Raw genomic sequence first — 17,576 nt, 5'->3', positions numbered from 1 at the left:
AGCCCTTGCGGTCCTGGCCGTGCAGGTGAAACGAGTGCTTGCCCAGGTCGATGCCGACCATCGTTACAGAGTCCATGGTGACCTCCGCTACATAGAAGAACACCCCAGCAACGTACGTCACCGGGGTGTTCGGGGCAAACACGAGATGGGGGTGACCATCTCATTAAAGCCCGCAATGACGCGGGCTTACGTTCGATTCCTGCCAGCAGATGCCGGCTCATGCCAGACGCGTGATCATTCCCACTCGATGGTCGCGGGCGGCTTGCTGGACACGTCGTAGGTGACGCGGTTGATGCCGCGCACCTCGTTGATGATGCGCCCCGACGTGCGCTTGAGCATCGAGTACGGCAGCTCGGCCCAGTCGGCGGTCATGAAGTCGCTGGTCTGCACGGCGCGCAGGGCCACGACGTAGTCGTAGGTGCGGCCGTCGCCCATGACGCCCACGCTCTTGACGGGCAGGAAGACGGCGAAGGCCTGCGAGGTCAGGTCGTACCAGCTCTTGCCGGTGGCGGGGTCGATGGCGTTGCGCAGCTCTTCGATGAAGATGGCGTCGGCGCGACGCAGCAGGTCGGCGTAGGGCTTCTTCACTTCGCCGAGGATGCGCACGCCCAGGCCCGGGCCTGGGAAGGGATGGCGGTAGACCATCTCGGGCGGCAGGCCCAGGGCCACGCCCAGCGCCCTCACCTCGTCCTTGAACAGCTCGCGCAGCGGTTCCAGCAGCTTCAGCCCGAGCTGCTCGGGCAGGCCGCCGACATTGTGGTGGCTCTTGATCGTCGTGGCCTTCTTGGTCTTGGTGCCGCCACTCTCCACCACGTCGGGGTAGATGGTGCCCTGGGCCAGGAAGGTCGCGCCCTTGTGGCCGGCGTCGCCGGCCTTGAGCTTGGCGGCCTCGGCCTTGAACACGTCCACGAACAGGCGGCCGATGATCTTGCGCTTCTGCTCGGGGTCGGTCACGCCGGCGAGTTCGCCGAGGAACAGATCGCTCGCGTCCACGCGGATGACCTTGGCGTGCAGCTTGCCGGCGAACATGTCCATGACCATGTCGCCCTCGTTCAGGCGCAGCAGGCCGTGGTCGACGAAAACGCAGGTGAGCTGGTCGCCGATGGCACGGTGGATGAGGGCCGCGGCGACCGACGAGTCGACGCCGCCGGACAGGCCCAGGATGACTTCCTCGTCACCGACCTGCTCGCGGATCTTGGCCACCGCCTCGGCGATGTAGTCGCCCATGATCCAGTCGCCCTTGCAGCCTGCGATGTCGCGTACGAAGCGGCGCAGCAGGGCCTCGCCCTGCTGGGTGTGGGTCACCTCGGGATGGAACTGCACCGCGTAGAAGCCGCGCGCCTCGTCGGCCATGCCGGCGATGGGGCAGCTGTGCGTGGAGGCCAGAAGCTTGAAGCCCGGCGGCAGCGCTGTGACCTTGTCGCCGTGGCTCATCCAGACCTTGAGCATGCCGTGACCTTCCGGCGTGACGAAGTCCTGGATGCCGTCGAGCAGCTTGGTGTGGCCGTGGGCGCGCACCTCGGCGTAGCCGAATTCGCGGTGATCGCTCCACTCGACCTTGCCGCCCAGTTGCACCGCCATGGTCTGCATGCCGTAGCAGATGCCAAGCACCGGCACGCCGGCGTCCCACACGGCCTGCGGCGCGCGCAGCTCATGGTCCTCGTAGGTGGAGGCATGGCTGCCGCTGAGGATGATGGCCTTGGGCGCGTAGCTCTTGATGAAGTCGTCGCTGACGTCATTCGGGTGGATTTCGCAATACACCGAGGCATCGCGCACGCGGCGGGCAATGAGCTGGGTGACCTGGGAACCGAAGTCGAGGACGAGGACCTTGTCGTGTTGCATAAGGCGTCTTTCAAGCCGGCTGCAAAGGCTTTGCCGGCGGCTGGGTACGGAAGAAACGGAGGGTGATGAACAGGGCCGCCGCCTGCAGCGCAGCGCAGGCGAAGAAGGGCAGACCCATCAGGAGATCGCCCGCCGGCCGGTGCGATACCTGGGCCAGCAGCGTCAGGCCCAGCAGCGGCGCGAGGACGGCCATCAGGCTGTTCAGCGACGAGACCGCGCCCATGGCCCGCCCCTGGTGGGCGCCGCCAGCAGCGTTGGAGATGAAGCTCTGCAAGGCCGCTGCGCCGACGCCCCCGAGTAGATTGAGGCCGATGACGACGTACATCATCCAGCCCTCGGTGGCGAGGCCGAAGCCCAGGTAGGCCAGGGACGCCGACGCCATGCTGACCAGCGCCAGCCGCTGCGCGCTGAAGCGCTTGAGCAGCGGCCTGAGCAGCACGCCCTGGCTGATGACGGAGACGATGCCGACAACGACCAGCGACCAGCTGACGGCCAGCGGCCCCCAGCCGAAGCGGAACTTGGTGTAGAGCACCCAGGTGTTGTGCAGCGTGAACTGGGCCAGCGACGACAGCGCGATGACTGCCACCAGCGGCCCGACGCCCTGCAGCGCCGCCAGGCCACGCAGCGCGCTGGCCGGGTTGGCCTTCTTCCAGTTGAAGGGGCTGCGGCGGTCCTTGGGCAGCGACTCGGGCAGCACGAAGAAGCCGTAGCACCAGTTCACCACCGCCATCGTGCCTGCGGCGAAGAAGGGCCAGTGCACGTCGTAGTGACCCAGCCAGCCGCCAATGACGGGCCCGAGGATGAAGCCGATGCCGAACATGGCCCCGAGCTGGCCGAAGCGGCGCGCGCGGTCCTCGGGTGCGGTGATGTCGGCGACGTAGGCGTTGGCGATGGCGATGTTGGCCTGCATCGCGCCGGAGAACAGCCGCACGACGACCAGCATCCACAGCGCCGTGGCCAGGGCCGTGACAAAGAAGCTCAGCGCCAGGCCGGCGAAGCCGATCAGCAGCACCGGGCGGCGGCCGAAGCGGTCGGACAGCGCACCCAGCACCGGAGAGCCGAAGAAGTTGGCCACGCCGAAGGCCATGGTCACCATCAGGAAGGCCGAGGTCTGCTCGTCGTTGCCGTGCGTGAAGGTACCCACGATGTGCGGCAGCACCGGCACCATCAGGCCGATGGAGATCATGTCGATCAGCACCGCAGCCATGATGAAGCCCATGGCGGGGGTGCGTTTCTGGGCGTCGCTCATCTCAATCCTGAAAAACGAAACGGGGCGATCTGACGTCGCCCCGTTGTCGCCATCAACAGCTCACTCGCTGCGGTAGTTCGGCGCTTCCTTCGTGATCTGCACATCGTGGACATGGCTCTCGCGCATGCCCGCCGTCGTGATCTCGACGAACTCGGCCTTGTTCTGCATGTCGGCAATGGAGCCGCAACCGCAGTAGTGCATCGACGCCTTCAGGCCGCCGGCCATCTGGAAGATGACCTGCACGACCGAGCCCTTGTAGGGCACCTGGCCCTCGATGCCTTCGGGCACGAGCTTGGAGGTGTTCGGGTTGTTGCCCGTCTCGGCCTGGAAGTAGCGGTCAGCGCTGCCCTTGGCCATGGCGCCCATGGAGCCCATGCCGCGGTAGCTCTTGAAGGTGCGGCCCTGGTAGAGGATGGTCTCGCCGGGGGCTTCCTCGGTGCCGGCGAAGGCGCCGCCCATCATGACGGTGTCGGCACCGGCCGCGATGGCCTTGGCCACGTCGCCCGAGTAGCGGATGCCGCCGTCGGCGATGACCGGCACGCCGGTGCCCTTGAGGGCCGTCACGACGTTGTCGATGGCGGTGATCTGCGGCACGCCGACACCCGCGACGATGCGGGTCGTGCAGATGGAGCCGGGGCCGATGCCGACCTTGACGCCGTCGGCGCCGGCTTCCACCAGCGCCAACGCGGCCGCGCCGGTAGCGATGTTGCCGCCGATGACGTCGACCTGCGGGAAGGCACGCTTGACCCAGCGCACGCGCTCCAGCACGCCGGCGCTGTGGCCGTGGGCGGTGTCGACGATGAGGGCGTCGACGCCGGCCTTGACCAGCAGCTCGACGCGCTGCTCGGTGTCGTCGCCGAAACCGACCGCCGCACCCACCCGCAGGCCGCCGTGGCTGTCACGCGCGGCGTTGGGGAAGCTGGTCTGCTTGGTGATGTCCTTGACCGTCATCAGGCCGCGCAGCTCGAAGGCGTCGTTGATGACGACGACGCGCTCCAGCTTGTGGGCATGCATCAGGGCCTTGGCTTCTTCCAGCGAGGCGCCTTCACGCACGGTGATGAGTTTCTCGGCCGGCGTCATGATCTCGCGGACCTTGGCGTCCATGCGGGTCTCGAAACGCAGGTCGCGGCCGGTGACGATGCCGACGACCTTCTTGCCCTCGACGACGGGGAAGCCCGAGAAGCCGTGCAGGCGGGTCAGCTCGACGGCGTCCCGCACCGGGGCATCGGGGCTGATGGTCAGCGGCTCGCGGACGACACCGCTCTCGTAGCGCTTGACGCGCGCCACCTCGCGCGCCTGGGCCTCGGCGCTGAGATTCTTGTGGACGATGCCGATGCCGCCCTCTTGCGCGATGGCGATCGCGAGGCGGGCCTCGGTCACGGTATCCATGGCGGCGGACACCAGCGGCAGGTTCAGGGGGATGTTGCGCGACAGACGGGTCGCAAGGCTGGTGTCGCGGGGCAACACCTGGGAGAACGCTGGCACCAACAACACATCGTCGAAGGTGAGCGCTTTGCCGAGAAGGCGCATGAGGAAAGCTCCAGACGCAAAGCGGCATTATACGGAGGTCGCACCGCTACACTGAACCCATGCGTCTCAAACCCCTGCTCATCGCCCTGATCGGCCTGGTTCTGGCCGCTGCCGCCCAGGCTCAATGGAAGTGGCGCGATGCCAAGGGCAACGTGCAGTACAGCGACATGCCGCCTCCGCCCGGCACGCCGGACAAGGACATCCTGCAGCGCCCGTACACGGCCAAGCCGACCATCGTCGTCGCGCCTCCTGGGGCGGTGGCGAGCGCGGCCTCGGCTCCGAAGCCGGCGGCAAGCACCCCCACCAAGGCTGAACTGGACGCCGCCGCACGCCAGAAGAAGGACCAGGACGGCGAGGCCGCCAAGCAGAAGGAAGAGGAGCGCCGCGTCGCCGCCCAGCGCCGCGAGAACTGTGCCCGCGCCCAGGCCAATCTGCGCGACCTGCAAAGCGGCACCCGCCTGACCCGCACCAACGAGAAGGGCGAGCGCGTCTTCATGGAAGAGGCGCAGATCGCCGCTGAGGTCAGCCGCGCACGCGACCTGATCACCAGCGAGTGCCGCTGACTTAGGCCTTGCCGGCTTGCGGCCGGTGCCGCGACACGATGCGCTCGCCTCGCTTGGCATAGCGCAGACGCCGCGCCTCCTTGGGATCGACGGTCAAGCTTCGGTAGACCTCGACGCGATCCCGCTCGCGCAGTGGCGTGGCGAGCGGCCGAACGCGGCCCCAGATGCCCAGGTGCAACGACTCCAGCGGCTCGCTGTGCGCCGCCGCCATGAAGTCGTCGCAGGCGCGCAGCGCCGATTCGATGGTGGCGCCCGCCTGCAACTCCAGCCAGCGATGTTGCACGTCGCCGGCGCGCGGGCTCCAGACCAGTTCAACGCGCACCGTGGAGGCTTTCCGCGCGTTGCACGAAGCTGTCGACGAAGGTGTTGGCAATGCGATCGAACACGGGGCTCACGACGGCTTCCAGCGCCCCGCTGCTGAAGGCATAGCTCAACTCGAAGGCGATCTTGCAGGCCGTGGCCTCGCCACTGGAGCCGGGCCTGTTGAGCGGCAGGAACTGCCAGACGCCGTCCAGGTGCGAGAACGGGCCGTCCACCAGTTCCATGCGCACGCTGCGGCCGTCCTCGTTGCGGTTGCGCGTCGTGAAGGCGTGGCGCACGCCGGCATAGGCGAGGTGTAGCCGAGCCGTGACCGTGTCGTCGTCGCGGGCCAGCACCTCGACCTTGTTGCACCAGGGCAGGAACTCGGGATAGTGCTCCACCTGGGTCACCAACTCGTACATCTCGCGCGGCGTGTGCCACAGCAGAACGGACTTTTTGACCTGCTTCATAGAATCCCGGGATTGTAAGAAGGGGCTCAGCCCTCACATCCCACTTCATGTCCATCGCCGAGAACCGCCGCGCCCGCTACGACTACCACATCGAGGAACAGTTCGAGGCCGGCGTCGTGCTGTCCGGCTGGGAGATCAAGGCCATCCGTGCGGGCCAGGTCCAGCTGACCGATGGCTACGTGATGATCAAGGACGGCGAGCTGTTCCTGATCGGCTGCCGCATCAATGCGCTGCGCAGCGCTTCCACGCACGTCACGCCAGAGGCTGACCGCACCAAGAAGCTGCTGATGCACAAGGCCGAGATCAAGCGGCTTGTGGGCAAGGTCGAGCAGCGCGGCTTCACCCTCGTGCCGTTGAACCTGCACTACAAGGGCGGCCGCGTGAAGGCCGACATTGCGCTGGCCAAGGGCAAGGCCCAGCATGACAAGCGCGAGACCGAGAAGAAGCGCGACTGGGACAGGGAAAAGGGCCAGTTGATGCGGCACGCAGCAACTGGCCGCAAGGCCTGAGACGCGCAGCGGCTCACCGGCCCCTTCTCCACAAAAGGGCCGGTTGACACGCCCCACCCGTCGACGCGCCGCAAGGGCTGACGGGAAGCCGCCACGTCCTAGCGATTGAGGATGGGGGCGGAGCGCTGACGGCGAAGAATCGCTGCCGGTGCGCGAGCGCGCGCCGATGCGTCGCCACTCGCTGCCGGCGGCGATGCAAACCCCGACACAGGGCAGCATGGGGGCCGAAATGCGCATCCGCAAAATCCTGCTTGCAACCACCTTGCTGCTCGCCGCAGCCCTGCCCGTCACCGCCCAGGACAAGCCCTACAAGGAAGGCACGGTCTGGTCCGTGTCCTTCATCAAGGTCAAGCCCGGCATGTTCGACGTCTACATGCGCGACCTGGCCTCGGCACGCAAGAAGCTGATGGACGAGGCCAAGAAGCAAGGGCTGATCGTGTCCGAGAAGATGCTGTCGGGCTCCTCCATGGGCCACGGCGACTGGGACCTGATGCTGATGGTCGAATACAAGAACTGGGCCGCCTTCGACGGTCTCAGCGACAAGTTCGACGCGCTCGCGCTGAAGACTGTCGGCTCCGAGGACAAGCAGGTTCAGATGATGGTCAAGCGCACCGAGGTGCGCGAGATCGTCGGCGACAAGGTCTTCCAGGAAATCACGTTCAAGTAGTCGGGGCCAAGACGCTCAGCGCCTGCTCGAGATCGGCACGGAGGTCGTCAGCGTCCTCCAGGCCGACCGCGAAGCGCACCAGCGTGCCGCTGCCGAAGGGCAGCGGCAGGTTGCGGCTGCGGCTCATGTCGTAGGGCACGGCCAGGCTCATCGGGCCGGCCCAGGAGTAACCGATGCCGAAGAGCTGCAGCGCGTCGACGAAGGCATCCACCTGACGCGCGCTGTACTCGGGCCTGAACACCGCCGAGAACAGGCAGGCCGCGCCAGCCCCTCCGACGGCAAGCCAGTTCTCATGACCTGGCGACCCTGGCAGCGCCGGGTGGAAGACCTGCGCCACCTCGGGCCGGCCGGCCATCCAGTTCGCGAGCCGGCGCGTCGCACGGTCCTGAGCTTCGTAGCGCAGTTGCAGAGTCGGCAGGCCGCGCAGCACCAGTTCCACGTCGTTCTGGCCCAGGCCGTAGCCCAGGTGCTCGTGCGCATGGTTGAGGCGGTCGTGCAGTTGGCGATCCCGCGTGCACACCGAGCCCATCAGCACGTCGGCGCCGCCGCTGGGGTATTTGGTCAGCGCCTGCATGACGATGTCGGCGCCCAGGCCCGGATGGGTGGCCGGCGCCGGCTCGAAGCCGTTGAAGGCCAGGCCGGCACCCCAGGTGTTGTCCAGCGCCGTCGTCACGCCACGCGCGCGGCAGGCGGCCATCGTGCCGAGCAGGTCGGGGAACTCCAGCGTGATCGAGCCTGCAGCCTCCAGCCAGACCAGCCTGGTGTTGTCCCGCAGCTCCGGCACCGTCAGCGGGTCGTAGAAGCGGTGCGTCACGCCCCATTGCGGCAGCCAGGACTCGGTCAGGTAGCGGTTCTGGCCGTAGACGTTGTCCGGCACCAGCACCTCGTCGCCCGGACGCAGCACGGCCAGCGACGGCAGCGTCACCGCCGCCAGGCCGCTGGGCACCAGCAGGCAGTGCTCGGCATGCTCCAGGGTCGCCAGTCGCGCGGCCAGCGTGTAGCTGGTGGGCGTGCCGTGCAGGCCGTAGCGGTAGCTCAGCCCGTCGCGCGGCCGCGGCTTGTGCAGGTCGGCCGTGTCCTTGAACAGCACGGTCGAGGCCTTGGCCACGGGCACGGGCACCGCCTCCCAGCCTTCCGGGGCGCGGTAGGGGTGGTGAATCAGCTCGGTGCTGGGTGCGCGCTTGACCATCAGACCAGGCTCGCCACCAGATCGTGGCCATCCGCCGCGACGACGCGGGCGCGCACGAAGTCGCCCACCTTCATCGTCTTGCTGGCCTTCTCCGGCGGCAGGATCTTCACGGTGCCGTCGATCTCGGGCGCGTCGGCGTAGGAGCGCCCCACCCCGCCCTTGCGGCCCAGAGCCGGCGCGGAGTCCACCAGCACCTGCAGCGTCTGGCCGACGCGGCTCTGCAGTTTGTCGGCGGAGACTTGTTCGGCGACGGCCATGAAGCGCGCACGGCGCTCCTCGCGCACCTCGTCGGGCAGCGCGCCGGGAATGTCGTTGGCACTGGCGCCTTCAACGGGCGAATAGGCGAAGCAGCCTGCGCGGTCGATCCTGGCTTCCTGCATGAAGTCCAGCAGGTGCTGGAACTCGGCCTCGGTCTCGCCGGGGAAGCCGGCGATGAAGGTGGAGCGGATGACCAGCTCCGGGCAGGCCTCGCGCCAGCGCAGGATGCGCTCCATGTTCTTCTCGCCGTTGGCGGGGCGCTTCATGCGCTTGAGCACATCCGGGTGGGAATGCTGGAAGGGCACGTCCAGATACGGCAGCACCAGGCCCTGGGCCATCAGCGGCAGCACCTCGTCCACGTGCGGATAGGGGTAGACGTAGTGCAGGCGCACCCAGGCGCCGAAAGGCCTGGCGATCTCGCCGAGCTGGGCGACGAGGTCCAGCATGCGCGTCTTGACCGGCTTGCCGTCCCAGAAGCCCATGCGGTACTTGACGTCCACGCCATAGGCCGAGGTGTCCTGGCTGATGACCAGCAGCTCCTTCACGCCGCTCTCGAACAGGGCCCTGGCCTCGTTCAGCACATCGCCGATGGGGCGGGACACCAGGTCGCCACGCATGCTGGGGATGATGCAGAAAGAGCAGCGGTGGTTGCAGCCTTCGCTGATCTTCAGATAGGCGTAATGCCTGGGCGTGAGCTTGACGCCGAAGCTGGGCACCAGGTCGACGAAGGGGTCGTGGGGCTTGGGCACATGGGTGTGCACCGCGTCCATGACCTCCTGCGTCGCATGCGGACCGGTCACGGCCAGCACGCTGGGGTGAATCTCGCGCACCAGGCTGCCGGCGTCGCTGCTGGCATGGCCAGCCTTGGCGCCCAGGCACCCGGTCACGATGACCTTGCCGTTCTCGGCCAGGGCCTCGCCGATGGTGTCCAGGCTTTCCTTGACGGCGTCGTCGATGAAGCCGCAGGTGTTGACGATCACCAGGTCGGCGCCGGCAAAGGTCTTGGAGGTCTCGTAGCCCTCGGCGCGGAGCTGGGTGAGGATCAGCTCGCTGTCCGTCAGCGCCTTCGGGCAGCCAAGCGACACGAAGCCGATCTTCGGCACGGAGGGGGTCGTCGTTTCATTCATCGCCGTATTTTCGGCGATGTGGCGCCGACCTTATTTTTTGGGCGTGAACGGGAACATCACGCCCGCCTGCTTGAGCTGTTCCTGCCACTGGTTCATCAGCGTCTTGGACTGCTCGGCATAGCCTCCCATCAGGCCGGTCCAGGCCTCCGGCGTGAAGGGCATGCCCGGCGTCTGCTCGGTGAAGCGTTGCTGCATGTCGGTGAAGGCCTGCATCTGGCGCTCCAGCAGCCCGCCCATGACGCCCTGCATCGCGTGGCCGTAGAAGCGGATGATCTGGGCCAGCGAGCTGGTCGAGAACATCGGCACGCCGCCGGTCTCCTCCTCCAGGATGATCTGCAGCAGGATGGAGCGCGTGAGGTCTTCCTGCGTCTTGGCGTCGTGCACCTCGAAGTCGACGCCGTCCAGCACCATGCGCTTCACGTCGGCCAGCGTGATGTAGCTGCTGGTCTGGGTGTCGTAGAGGCGGCGGTTGGGGTACTTCTTGAGAATGCGCAGGCCGGGCTTGGCTTCGCCGGTTTGCTCGTTCGTCGTTGCCGCTTTCTTGCGGGCAGTCGCCATGCGGAAATCTCCTGTGCAGTGCAGCAAATTCTAGGCAGACCCTGACACCGCCTTCGGACGGGTTTACCTGGGGCTCGTCAACACCGGCCTGGCCCCGCCCGACAACGGCAGCCGCACGCGCGCATCCAGGCCGGCCACGCGCCCCTCCTCCAGCCGGTTGACGAGCTCGATCTGGCCGCCAAGAGACAGCACCAGCGCCTGGCAGATGGCCAGGCCGAGGCCGGACCCTTTGCCGGACCCGCCGGCCGCGAAGGGCAGGAAGAGCCTGGCCTGCTGCTGAAGCGTCAGCCCGGGGCCGCCGTCGGCGATGACGAGCTGCACCCAGCCCGCTTGCACGACGAGATCGATGCTCAGCCGCCCGCCGGCCGGCGTGTGCTGGACGGCGTTGTGCAGCAGGTTGCGCGTCAGCTCGCGCAGCGCCCATTCGTGGCTGTCGACGGCGGCGGGTTGGGTGTGGATGTCGAAGTCCAGCACCTGCCGGGCGATCAGCGGCGCCAGGTCCAGCGCCACGGCGCGGACGATCTCGGCCCAGTCTTGCGTCGGCATGGCCTCGCCCGGCTGTCGCATCTGCTCGGCCCGGGCCAGTGCCAGCATCTGCGTGGCGAGCTGGGTGGCGCCGGCAACGGTCGTGTCGATCTCCGCCAGCGCCTGCAGCGGCTCCACGTCGCCCTGGCGGGCCGACTGCACCTGCGCCTTCAGCACCGCCAGCGGCGTGCGCAGCTGGTGGGAAGCGTCGCGCACAAAGCGCTTCTGGTGTTCCAGCAACCGCGCCTGGCGGGCCAGCGCGTCATTGGTGGCAACGATCAGCGGCGCCAGCTCGGCCGGCATGCCGGGGGCCTGCAGGGGGCTGAGGTCGTCGGCATCGCGGGCCCGCAGGGCGGCGCTGAGCTCGCGCACCGGCCTTGTGGCGCGCTGCACCACGGCCCAGACGACGATGGCAACGACGGCCAGCAGCGCTGCCTGGCGCCACAGCGTGTGCAGCAGCATCTGGCGGGCGAGGCTGCGCCGCAGGTCCAGGGTTTCCGCGACCTGGATGGTGGCCAGGCCCATGCCCGTCTGGCCCGACACCGGCTGCACCAGCACCGCCATGCGCACCGGCTCCCCCTGGTAGCGATCGTCGTAGAAATCCACCAGGGCGGGATAGGCGCCCTGGTCCGGCAGCTTGCCCTGCCAGACTGGCAGCTCGTCGTAGCCCGACACCATTTCGCCCTTGAAGCCGAGCACCTTGAAATACAGCCGGCTGCGGCTGTCCGTCTCGAATGCCTCCAGCGCGGCGTAGGGCACGGCGGCCACCAGGCGCGCGTCGTCACCGCTGCCCTCGACGCCCAGCAGCTCGCCAATGGCCTTGGCAGAGGCCAGCAGGGTGCGGTCATAGGCCGTGTCGGCAGCCTGCAGCGACTCGCGGTACAGGCTCACGGTGTTGATGGCCACGACCAGGCCCACGGGCAGCAGGATGCCCCAGAGCAGCCGCGCCCGCATCGACAGGCCGGCCCAGCGTCGCGTCAGGCCAGACTCAGTCATCCGCCTGCAGCAGATAGCCCAGGCCGCGCAGTGTCACCAGCTTCACGCCCGTGCCCGCAAGACGCTTTCGCAGGCGATAGGCCACCACTTCGATGGCATCCGGCTGGGCGTCGGCGGCATCGGCGAAGACAAGCTCGAACAACCGGTCCTTGGCCATGGCCTGGCCGGGCCGCACGAGCAGCGCACGAAGCAGTGCCGCCTCGCGCGGAGCCAGGTCCAGCGGCAGGCCGCCCTGGTAAACGGCGCCGCTCCCGGTGTCTGCCCGCAACCCGCAGAACGACGGCGCCTGCACCGGAAGCGGGTGCTCTGCCGCTCCTGCCTGGCGGCGCAGCAGCGCGCGGATGCGGGCTTCCAGTTCGTCGAGGTCGAAAGGCTTGGGCAGGTAGTCATCGGCGCCTGTGTTCAGGCCCAGGATGCGGTCCCCCAGCGTGCCGCGTGCGGTGAGGATGATCACAGGCGTCGTGAGGCCATCGGCGCGGGCTTGGGCCAGCACCTCCAGGCCATCCACGCCGGGCAGGGAGAGGTCCAGCAGCACGACGTCGGGCACGCTGGCCCGCCAGCGGTTCAGCGCCTTGCTGCCGTCGTCGCACACGGCAATGCGAAACCCGCGCCGCTCAAAGGAGCGCTGCAACGTCGTCTGCATGGCGATGTTGTCTTCGATGACCAGCAGCTTCATGGACCGGCAGGCTAGCACCCGTGCAGCACGGCAGATCGCCTAAGGTTTACCCCGAAGTCGCGGACAGCGGAATGACAGGCTGGCCGCTGACCATCCCGACAAGCAGAAAACAGATACAGGAGACAAGCATGCGTCGCGACACCTTCCTCAAGTCCCTGGCAGCGCTCGCCGCCACCGGTGCATGGCCGCTGGCCGCCGATGCGGCAGGCGTGCCCATCAAGATGATGATCCCCGCCAACCCCGGCGGCGGCTGGGACACGACGGGCCGCGCCTTCGGCAAGGCACTGCAGGACGCCGGCTTGGCGTCCGCCGTGCAGTACGAGAACAAGGGCGGCGCGGCCGGCGCGCTGGGCCTGGCCCAGTTCGTCAACGCAAGCAAGGGCGACCCGCATGCCCTGCTGGTCATGGGCGCCGTCATGCTGGGCGGCATCATCACCGGCAAGCCGCCCGTGAGCCTGTCGCAGGCCACGCCCATCGCGCGGCTCATCAGCGAGTACAACGTCTTCGTCGTGCACGCGGCCTCGCCGCTGAAGACGATGAAGGACGTCATCGACCAGCTCAAGAAGGATCCCGGCAGCGTCAAGTGGGGCGGCGGCTCGCGCGGCGCCACCGAGCACATCGCTGCAGCCATGATCGCCCGCGACGTCGGGGTGGACGCAGCCAGGATCAACTACGTGCCCTTCCGCGGCGGCGGCGAGGCGACGGCGGCCATCCTGGGCGGCAACGTGACGGTGGGTGGCAGCGGCTTCAGCGAATTCCAGCCCTATCTGGAGAGCGGCAAGATGCGCGCGCTGGCCGTCACGTCGCCCCAGCGCATCAAGGGACTGAACGCACCCACGCTGAAGGAGCTGGGCATCGCCGTCGAGATCGGCAACTGGCGCGGCCTCTACGCGCCCCCCGGCATCAGCGCCGAGCAGCGCAAGGCCCTGACCGACCTGGTGGTGCAGGCCACCAAGAGCAAGAGCTGGGCCGAGTCCATCGAGAAGAACGGCTGGACGCCGGCCCTGCTGGCCGGACCGGAGTTCGACGAGTTCGTCGATCGCGAGTTCGCGGCGCTGCGCGCCATCATGGTGAAGTCCGGAATGATCTGAGGCCCCGATGGTTGGCAATCAGTCACTGGTGGGCGCCGGCGTGCTGCTCGTCGGCGCGGTGATGGCCTATGGCGCCACCTTCATCTCCTCCGAGGCCGGCTATGCCGGCGTCGGCCCCAACGCGCTGCCCTGGCTGGTCTCGATCGTGCTGATGGTGTGTGGCGGCTGGCTGGTCTGGGAGGCCCGCAGCGGTGGATTCCGGGAGATGGAGGCGCCATCCGGCGCGGCGCACGGAGACTGGCGCGCGGTCGCCTGGGTCGTGGCCGGCGTCGTCGCGAACGCCAGCCTGATCACGGCAATCGGCTTCATCCTGTCCTGCGGCCTGTGCTTTGCACTGGCCGTGCGCGGCCTGCGCATGGCCGAAGGCCGGACCGGTGGCGCAATGCGCCGGGGCCTGACCGACCTCGTCACGGGCGTGGCCATCTCGGCCCCCGTGTTCTGGCTGTTCACGAAACTGCTCGCCATCAACCTGCCCGGCCTGACGGCCAGCGGTTGGCTGTAGAGGCCCGCTTCCCATGATTGATCTCTGGAACCAGTTGCTGGGTGGCTTCGCCACGGCCGGCACTCCCATCAACCTGTTGTGGGCGTTCCTTGGCTGCGTCATCGGCACGGCCATCGGCGTGCTGCCCGGTCTCGGCCCGGCCGTCACGGTGGCCATGCTGCTGCCCATCACGACCCAGGTAGAGCCTACGGCCTCGATGATCTTCTTCGCCGGCATCTACTACGGCGCGATGTACGGCGGCTCCACCACCTCCATCCTGCTCAACACCCCCGGGGAGACGGGCACGATGGTGACGGCGCTGGAGGGCTTCAAGATGGCCAAGAGCGGGCGCGCCGGCGCGGCACTGGCGACGGCGGCCATCGGCTCCTTCGTGGCCGGCACCATCGCGACCGTCCTCGTCACGCTGTTCGCCCCCGTCGTGGCCGACTTCGCCGTCACGCTCGGCCCGCCGGAGTATTTCCTGCTGATGCTGCTTGCCTTCACGACGGTGAGTGCCGTGCTGGGCAAGAGCACGCTGCGCGGCATGACGTCGCTCTTCATCGGCCTGGGCCTGGGCCTGATCGGCCTGGACCAGATCACCGGCCAGGTGCGCTACACGATGGGCGTGCCCGAGTTCATGGACGGCATCGAGACAGTGCTCGTTGCCGTGGGCCTGTTCGCCGTCGGCGAGACGCTCTACATGGCGCTCTACGAAGGACGCAGCAGCGCCGAGGTCAACAAGCTGAGCGGCGTGCACATGACGCGCACCGAGTGGAAGCGCTCCTGGCCTGCCTGGCTGCGCGGCACCGCCATCGGCTTCCCCTTCGGCACCATCCCGGCCGGCGGCTCGGAGATCCCGACCTTCCTCAGTTACGCGACGGAGCGCAAGCTCAGCGACCACAAGCAGGAATTCGGCACGACCGGCGCCATCGAGGGCGTGGCCGGCCCCGAGGCCGCCAACAACGCGGCGGTGACGGCCACCCTCGTGCCGCTGCTGACGCTGGGCATACCGACCTCGGTCACGGCGGCCATCCTGCTCAGCGCGCTGCAGAACTACGGCATCCAGGCCGGCCCACAGCTGTTCACGACCTCGTCGTCCCTGGTCTGGGCGCTGATTGCCTCGCTCTACATCGGCAACGTCATGCTGCTGGTGCTGAACCTGCCGCTGGTGGGCCTGTGGGTGAAGCTGCTGAAGATTCCCAAGCCCCAGCTGTACGCCGGCATCCTGATCTTCGCGACCGTGGGCGTCTATGGCATGCGCCAAAGCGCCTTCGATCTCATGCTGATGCTGGGGCTGGGCCTGATGGGCGTCGTCATGCGTCGCTTCGACTTCCCGACGGCGCCGGTCGTCGTGGGCATGATCCTCGGGCCGCTCGCCGAGGCACAGGGGCGCAACGCGCTGTCCATCGGCAGCGGGCACTGGAGCGTGTTCGTCGAGAGGCCGCTGTCGCTGGGCCTGCTGGCGTTGCTGGTGGCCGTGCTGGCGCTGCCCAGGCTGTGGCGCTGGTACGGCGTGCGCCGCCGTTAGTGCATCGCCATCCGGCCGCCGCGACCGGACAAAGAATGCCCCCGGGTCTTGCGACTCGGGGGCTTCCCAACTTCAGAATTTGGTAGGCGCGATTGGATTCGAACCAACGACACCCACCACGTCAAGGTGGTGAATTGACCTCGTAAGCCATTGCATCCATTGAGAAATTTGGCGGCGACCAAGGCCGTGTGACCAGCAGTGTTCCAACTTATGGAGCACTCATGGCAAGCATCACAAATCGAAATGGTCGGTTCCTGGTCCGCGTCCGGCGTGACGGCTACAAGCCCGTCGCAAAGACCTTCACGCTGAAGCAGGATGCGGCGGCCTGGGGCCGGATAGTCGAAGCCGCCATGGAGGCAGGCCGGTTGCGGAATACCGCTGAGGTCGTCCCTACCCTGGCGGCGGCCGTCCAGATCTAAAGGTTCGATGTCGCTGCCCGGCTGAAGGGGGCAGCGCACTGGAACCGCGTTCAACCAAATGCGCTTTAGGGCGCCTCGGTTCATCGGCAATTTCGGGGTGTACGCGGGACAAGTTCGTTCCCCTCTGATTTCATTGCTCGATTTTGGGAAAACTGTCGGCCACTGGCCTTCTTGGCGAGCCTGCCTGTGCTCGCCAAACGGCCTCCATTTCAGCGTAGGGAGTTCGGCCACCGCCTGCGAACGGCCAGCCCGATCAGGCCGACGGCGAGCAGCACTGTCACCGGCAGTTCATCAACGGGCGCGAGCGCATACGAAAGCCCTGATGCTGTCCGCAGCGTAGCGGCGCCGTTGATCTCGATGCCCAACAAGCCCGATTCAACTTCGAACGAGCCAAACCCTGCGGCGGATTGGCTATGGCTTGCGCTCAGCGTGCTGAGCAACCAGATGGGCACGTTAGTAGGCAGCGATACGGTGACCGACTCCACGCCGTTTACCGCAGACTGGACGTACTCAACTTGGCCGTTGTTCCAACTTCCGCCCAGCCAAGCATGTCGGGTGCCAACGTTCGATTGATCCAGGCCCGTGAAAACCTCCAAGTAGCCACCTCTGCCAACTTGCGCAGCAAGGTTCGTCGTTACAAATCGGTAGTGAAAGGTGACGTCCACCGTGGGAGCAGTGGAATTGAACTCGATGATGTCCCTTGAGCCGAGATAAGTCTCAAAGCGAGACAGGGGCAAGCCGCTGTCGCTGATTCGCATGGATGAAACCGTCGCCGAAGCAACTCCGCTCAACGAACTCCAAGCCGCCACCTGTCCATTCGATCCCGGCGCAGCCCGTTGCCAGAAGCCGCCACCTGCGGTCAACACGACTTCGTAAGGCCACTCCCCCTTCCAGACTGACTCATAGAACTGGACGAAGCTAAATGAAGGAATTGGCGGCCCAGGTTGGCCGAAATCGCCCGTCACCAAATAGCCTCCTCCGCCGGGCGCGTCGAACTCGCTGAAGTAGGTGCCTGTTCCCACTTGGGCGCTTGCGTCCACCGCGCAAATCGCCGCCACCAAATGGATCCATCGCCCTAGCGCCTTGAACATGCGGTGCTCCTTGACAGACGGTGGACGCTAGCTGAGCAACCGCGGCATCACATCCTCGAAACAGTGGACGCCGGCATGACGTCCCTACCCGGCCTCCAGCCATACGGAAATCTAGGCGCTGATGAAGGCAGGCTGGCCCCGGCACTTGAGCCAGCCGCGAACAGCCCCTTGGTCTACCGCCTATCCCTGCGCTAGCATCCGGCGCATGGAGATCGCCGACCTCATGACCCGTGGCATCGCCGTCATCCTGATGGTGTACCTGTTCTTCGCCTTCGTGCGCGTCGTGCGCGCATCATGGCGGTGGCTCAAAGGCCGCAGCATCACCGGCGCCGCGCGCACAGCGGGCGTGGTCGCGGGCAAGATGGAGCGTGCGGCGGCGTCGGCCGCCGATGCGTTCAAGCAAGGGCGCGGTCGCTAACGACCCTTACACCTGACCTTGCCCCCGAAAACCGGATCCCTTGCTGAGTGGTTGAATTCAGGCAAGGAGAACGGAAGTGACGAAGGCAA

The 17,576-nt window shown here is 67.2% G+C and carries 19 protein-coding genes; 8 read left to right on the top strand and 11 right to left on the bottom strand.

Translation table 11 applies throughout. From position 1 onward, the window contains the following. Window positions 1-234 precede the first annotated feature (234 nt). From guaA to guaB, 3 genes are read right to left on the bottom strand one after another with little or no spacing between them, the layout of a single operon-like run. The gene (guaA, locus tag AC07VX_RS26515; protein WP_493167800.1) at window positions 235-1,842 is read right to left on the bottom strand and encodes a glutamine-hydrolyzing GMP synthase; all 1,608 of its coding nucleotides are present in this window, start codon (window positions 1,840-1,842) and stop codon (window positions 235-237) included. Between the two features lie 10 nt (window positions 1,843-1,852). Continuing rightward, entirely contained in the window at window positions 1,853-3,091 is a 1,239-nt protein-coding gene (locus tag AC07VX_RS26510; RefSeq protein WP_493167799.1) for an MFS transporter, read from the bottom strand. A 60-nt stretch (window positions 3,092-3,151) separates the two neighbouring features. Continuing rightward, window positions 3,152-4,621 (bottom strand): IMP dehydrogenase, encoded by a 1,470-nt coding sequence (gene guaB, locus AC07VX_RS26505; RefSeq protein WP_493167798.1) that lies wholly within the window; start codon window positions 4,619-4,621, stop codon window positions 3,152-3,154. 59 nt (window positions 4,622-4,680) lie between these two features. Between guaB and AC07VX_RS26500 the strand changes: the two genes are divergently transcribed. Next, a complete protein-coding gene (locus AC07VX_RS26500) occupies window positions 4,681-5,184 on the top strand; it encodes a DUF4124 domain-containing protein (RefSeq protein ID WP_493167797.1) in 504 nt (167 codons plus the stop codon). Between the two features lies 1 nt (window position 5,185). On the opposite strand, the gene AC07VX_RS26495 is transcribed toward AC07VX_RS26500, so the two are convergent. Both AC07VX_RS26495 and AC07VX_RS26490 read right to left on the bottom strand, forming a co-directional pair. Beyond that, complete coding sequence (locus AC07VX_RS26495; protein ID WP_493167796.1) at window positions 5,186-5,506, bottom strand: RnfH family protein; 321 nt, start codon at window positions 5,504-5,506, stop codon at window positions 5,186-5,188. Next, window positions 5,496-5,954: a type II toxin-antitoxin system RatA family toxin gene (locus AC07VX_RS26490; RefSeq protein WP_493167795.1), complete on the bottom strand. Its 459-nt coding sequence runs from the start codon at window positions 5,952-5,954 to the stop codon at window positions 5,496-5,498. The genes AC07VX_RS26495 and AC07VX_RS26490 overlap by 11 nt, the downstream gene beginning before the upstream one ends. A 47-nt stretch (window positions 5,955-6,001) precedes the next feature. Between AC07VX_RS26490 and smpB the strand changes: the two genes are divergently transcribed. Together smpB and AC07VX_RS26480 are read left to right on the top strand one after the other, a co-directional pair. After that, a complete protein-coding gene (gene smpB / locus AC07VX_RS26485; RefSeq protein ID WP_493167794.1) occupies window positions 6,002-6,463 on the top strand; it encodes an SsrA-binding protein SmpB in 462 nt (153 codons plus the stop codon). A 229-nt stretch (window positions 6,464-6,692) separates the two neighbouring features. Continuing rightward, a complete protein-coding gene (locus AC07VX_RS26480; RefSeq protein ID WP_493167793.1) occupies window positions 6,693-7,130 on the top strand; it encodes a hypothetical protein in 438 nt (145 codons plus the stop codon). On the opposite strand, the gene AC07VX_RS26475 is transcribed toward AC07VX_RS26480, so the two are convergent. The 5 genes from AC07VX_RS26475 to AC07VX_RS26455 all read right to left on the bottom strand — a co-directional run bounded on the left by AC07VX_RS26475 (window position 7,123) and on the right by AC07VX_RS26455 (window position 12,459). Further along, complete coding sequence (locus tag AC07VX_RS26475; protein WP_493167792.1) at window positions 7,123-8,319, bottom strand: PLP-dependent transferase; 1,197 nt, start codon at window positions 8,317-8,319, stop codon at window positions 7,123-7,125. The genes AC07VX_RS26480 and AC07VX_RS26475 overlap by 8 nt on opposite strands. After that, window positions 8,319-9,704: a 30S ribosomal protein S12 methylthiotransferase RimO gene (rimO, locus tag AC07VX_RS26470; RefSeq protein WP_493167791.1), complete on the bottom strand. Its 1,386-nt coding sequence runs from the start codon at window positions 9,702-9,704 to the stop codon at window positions 8,319-8,321. Before rimO ends, AC07VX_RS26475 begins: the two co-directional genes overlap by 1 nt. 30 nt (window positions 9,705-9,734) lie before the next feature. Then, window positions 9,735-10,262, bottom strand: a complete 528-nt coding sequence (gene phaR, locus AC07VX_RS26465; protein ID WP_493167790.1) for a polyhydroxyalkanoate synthesis repressor PhaR — start codon at window positions 10,260-10,262, stop codon at window positions 9,735-9,737. Between the two features lie 63 nt (window positions 10,263-10,325). Then, window positions 10,326-11,783: a sensor histidine kinase gene (locus AC07VX_RS26460; RefSeq protein WP_493167789.1), complete on the bottom strand. Its 1,458-nt coding sequence runs from the start codon at window positions 11,781-11,783 to the stop codon at window positions 10,326-10,328. Continuing rightward, complete coding sequence (locus tag AC07VX_RS26455) at window positions 11,776-12,459, bottom strand: response regulator transcription factor (RefSeq protein ID WP_493167788.1); 684 nt, start codon at window positions 12,457-12,459, stop codon at window positions 11,776-11,778. The genes AC07VX_RS26460 and AC07VX_RS26455 overlap by 8 nt, the downstream gene beginning before the upstream one ends. Before the next feature lie 128 nt (window positions 12,460-12,587). Between AC07VX_RS26455 and AC07VX_RS26450 the strand changes: the two genes are divergently transcribed. The 4 genes from AC07VX_RS26450 (at window position 12,588) to AC07VX_RS26435 (ending at window position 15,978) form a co-directional block, all read left to right on the top strand. Beyond that, window positions 12,588-13,550, top strand: coding sequence for a Bug family tripartite tricarboxylate transporter substrate binding protein (locus AC07VX_RS26450; RefSeq protein ID WP_493167787.1), 963 nt, complete (start codon window positions 12,588-12,590; stop codon window positions 13,548-13,550). Window positions 13,551-13,557: 7 nt separating this feature from the next. Beyond that, window positions 13,558-14,052: a tripartite tricarboxylate transporter TctB family protein gene (locus tag AC07VX_RS26445; protein ID WP_493167786.1), complete on the top strand. Its 495-nt coding sequence runs from the start codon at window positions 13,558-13,560 to the stop codon at window positions 14,050-14,052. A 13-nt stretch (window positions 14,053-14,065) separates the two neighbouring features. Then, window positions 14,066-15,559, top strand: a complete 1,494-nt coding sequence (locus tag AC07VX_RS26440) for a tripartite tricarboxylate transporter permease (protein WP_493167785.1) — start codon at window positions 14,066-14,068, stop codon at window positions 15,557-15,559. Window positions 15,560-15,780: 221 nt separating this feature from the next. Further along, window positions 15,781-15,978 carry a hypothetical protein gene (locus tag AC07VX_RS26435; protein ID WP_493167784.1) on the top strand — a complete coding sequence of 66 codons (198 nt, stop codon included), beginning with the start codon at window positions 15,781-15,783 and terminating at the stop codon, window positions 15,976-15,978. Between the two features lie 209 nt (window positions 15,979-16,187). Here the strand turns inward: AC07VX_RS26435 and AC07VX_RS26430 are convergent, their stop codons facing one another. Further along, window positions 16,188-17,069 carry a hypothetical protein gene (locus AC07VX_RS26430; protein ID WP_493167783.1) on the bottom strand — a complete coding sequence of 294 codons (882 nt, stop codon included), beginning with the start codon at window positions 17,067-17,069 and terminating at the stop codon, window positions 16,188-16,190. Window positions 17,070-17,274: 205 nt separating this feature from the next. On the opposite strand from AC07VX_RS26430, the gene AC07VX_RS26425 reads away from it, so the two are divergent. After that, window positions 17,275-17,487, top strand: a complete 213-nt coding sequence (locus tag AC07VX_RS26425) for a hypothetical protein (protein ID WP_493167782.1) — start codon at window positions 17,275-17,277, stop codon at window positions 17,485-17,487. The last annotated feature ends 89 nt before the right edge of the window (window positions 17,488-17,576 follow it).

Source organism: Roseateles sp. GW821-FHT03B02, assembly GCF_059421025.1.
This window is presented reverse-complemented; position numbering and strand designations above follow the sequence as displayed.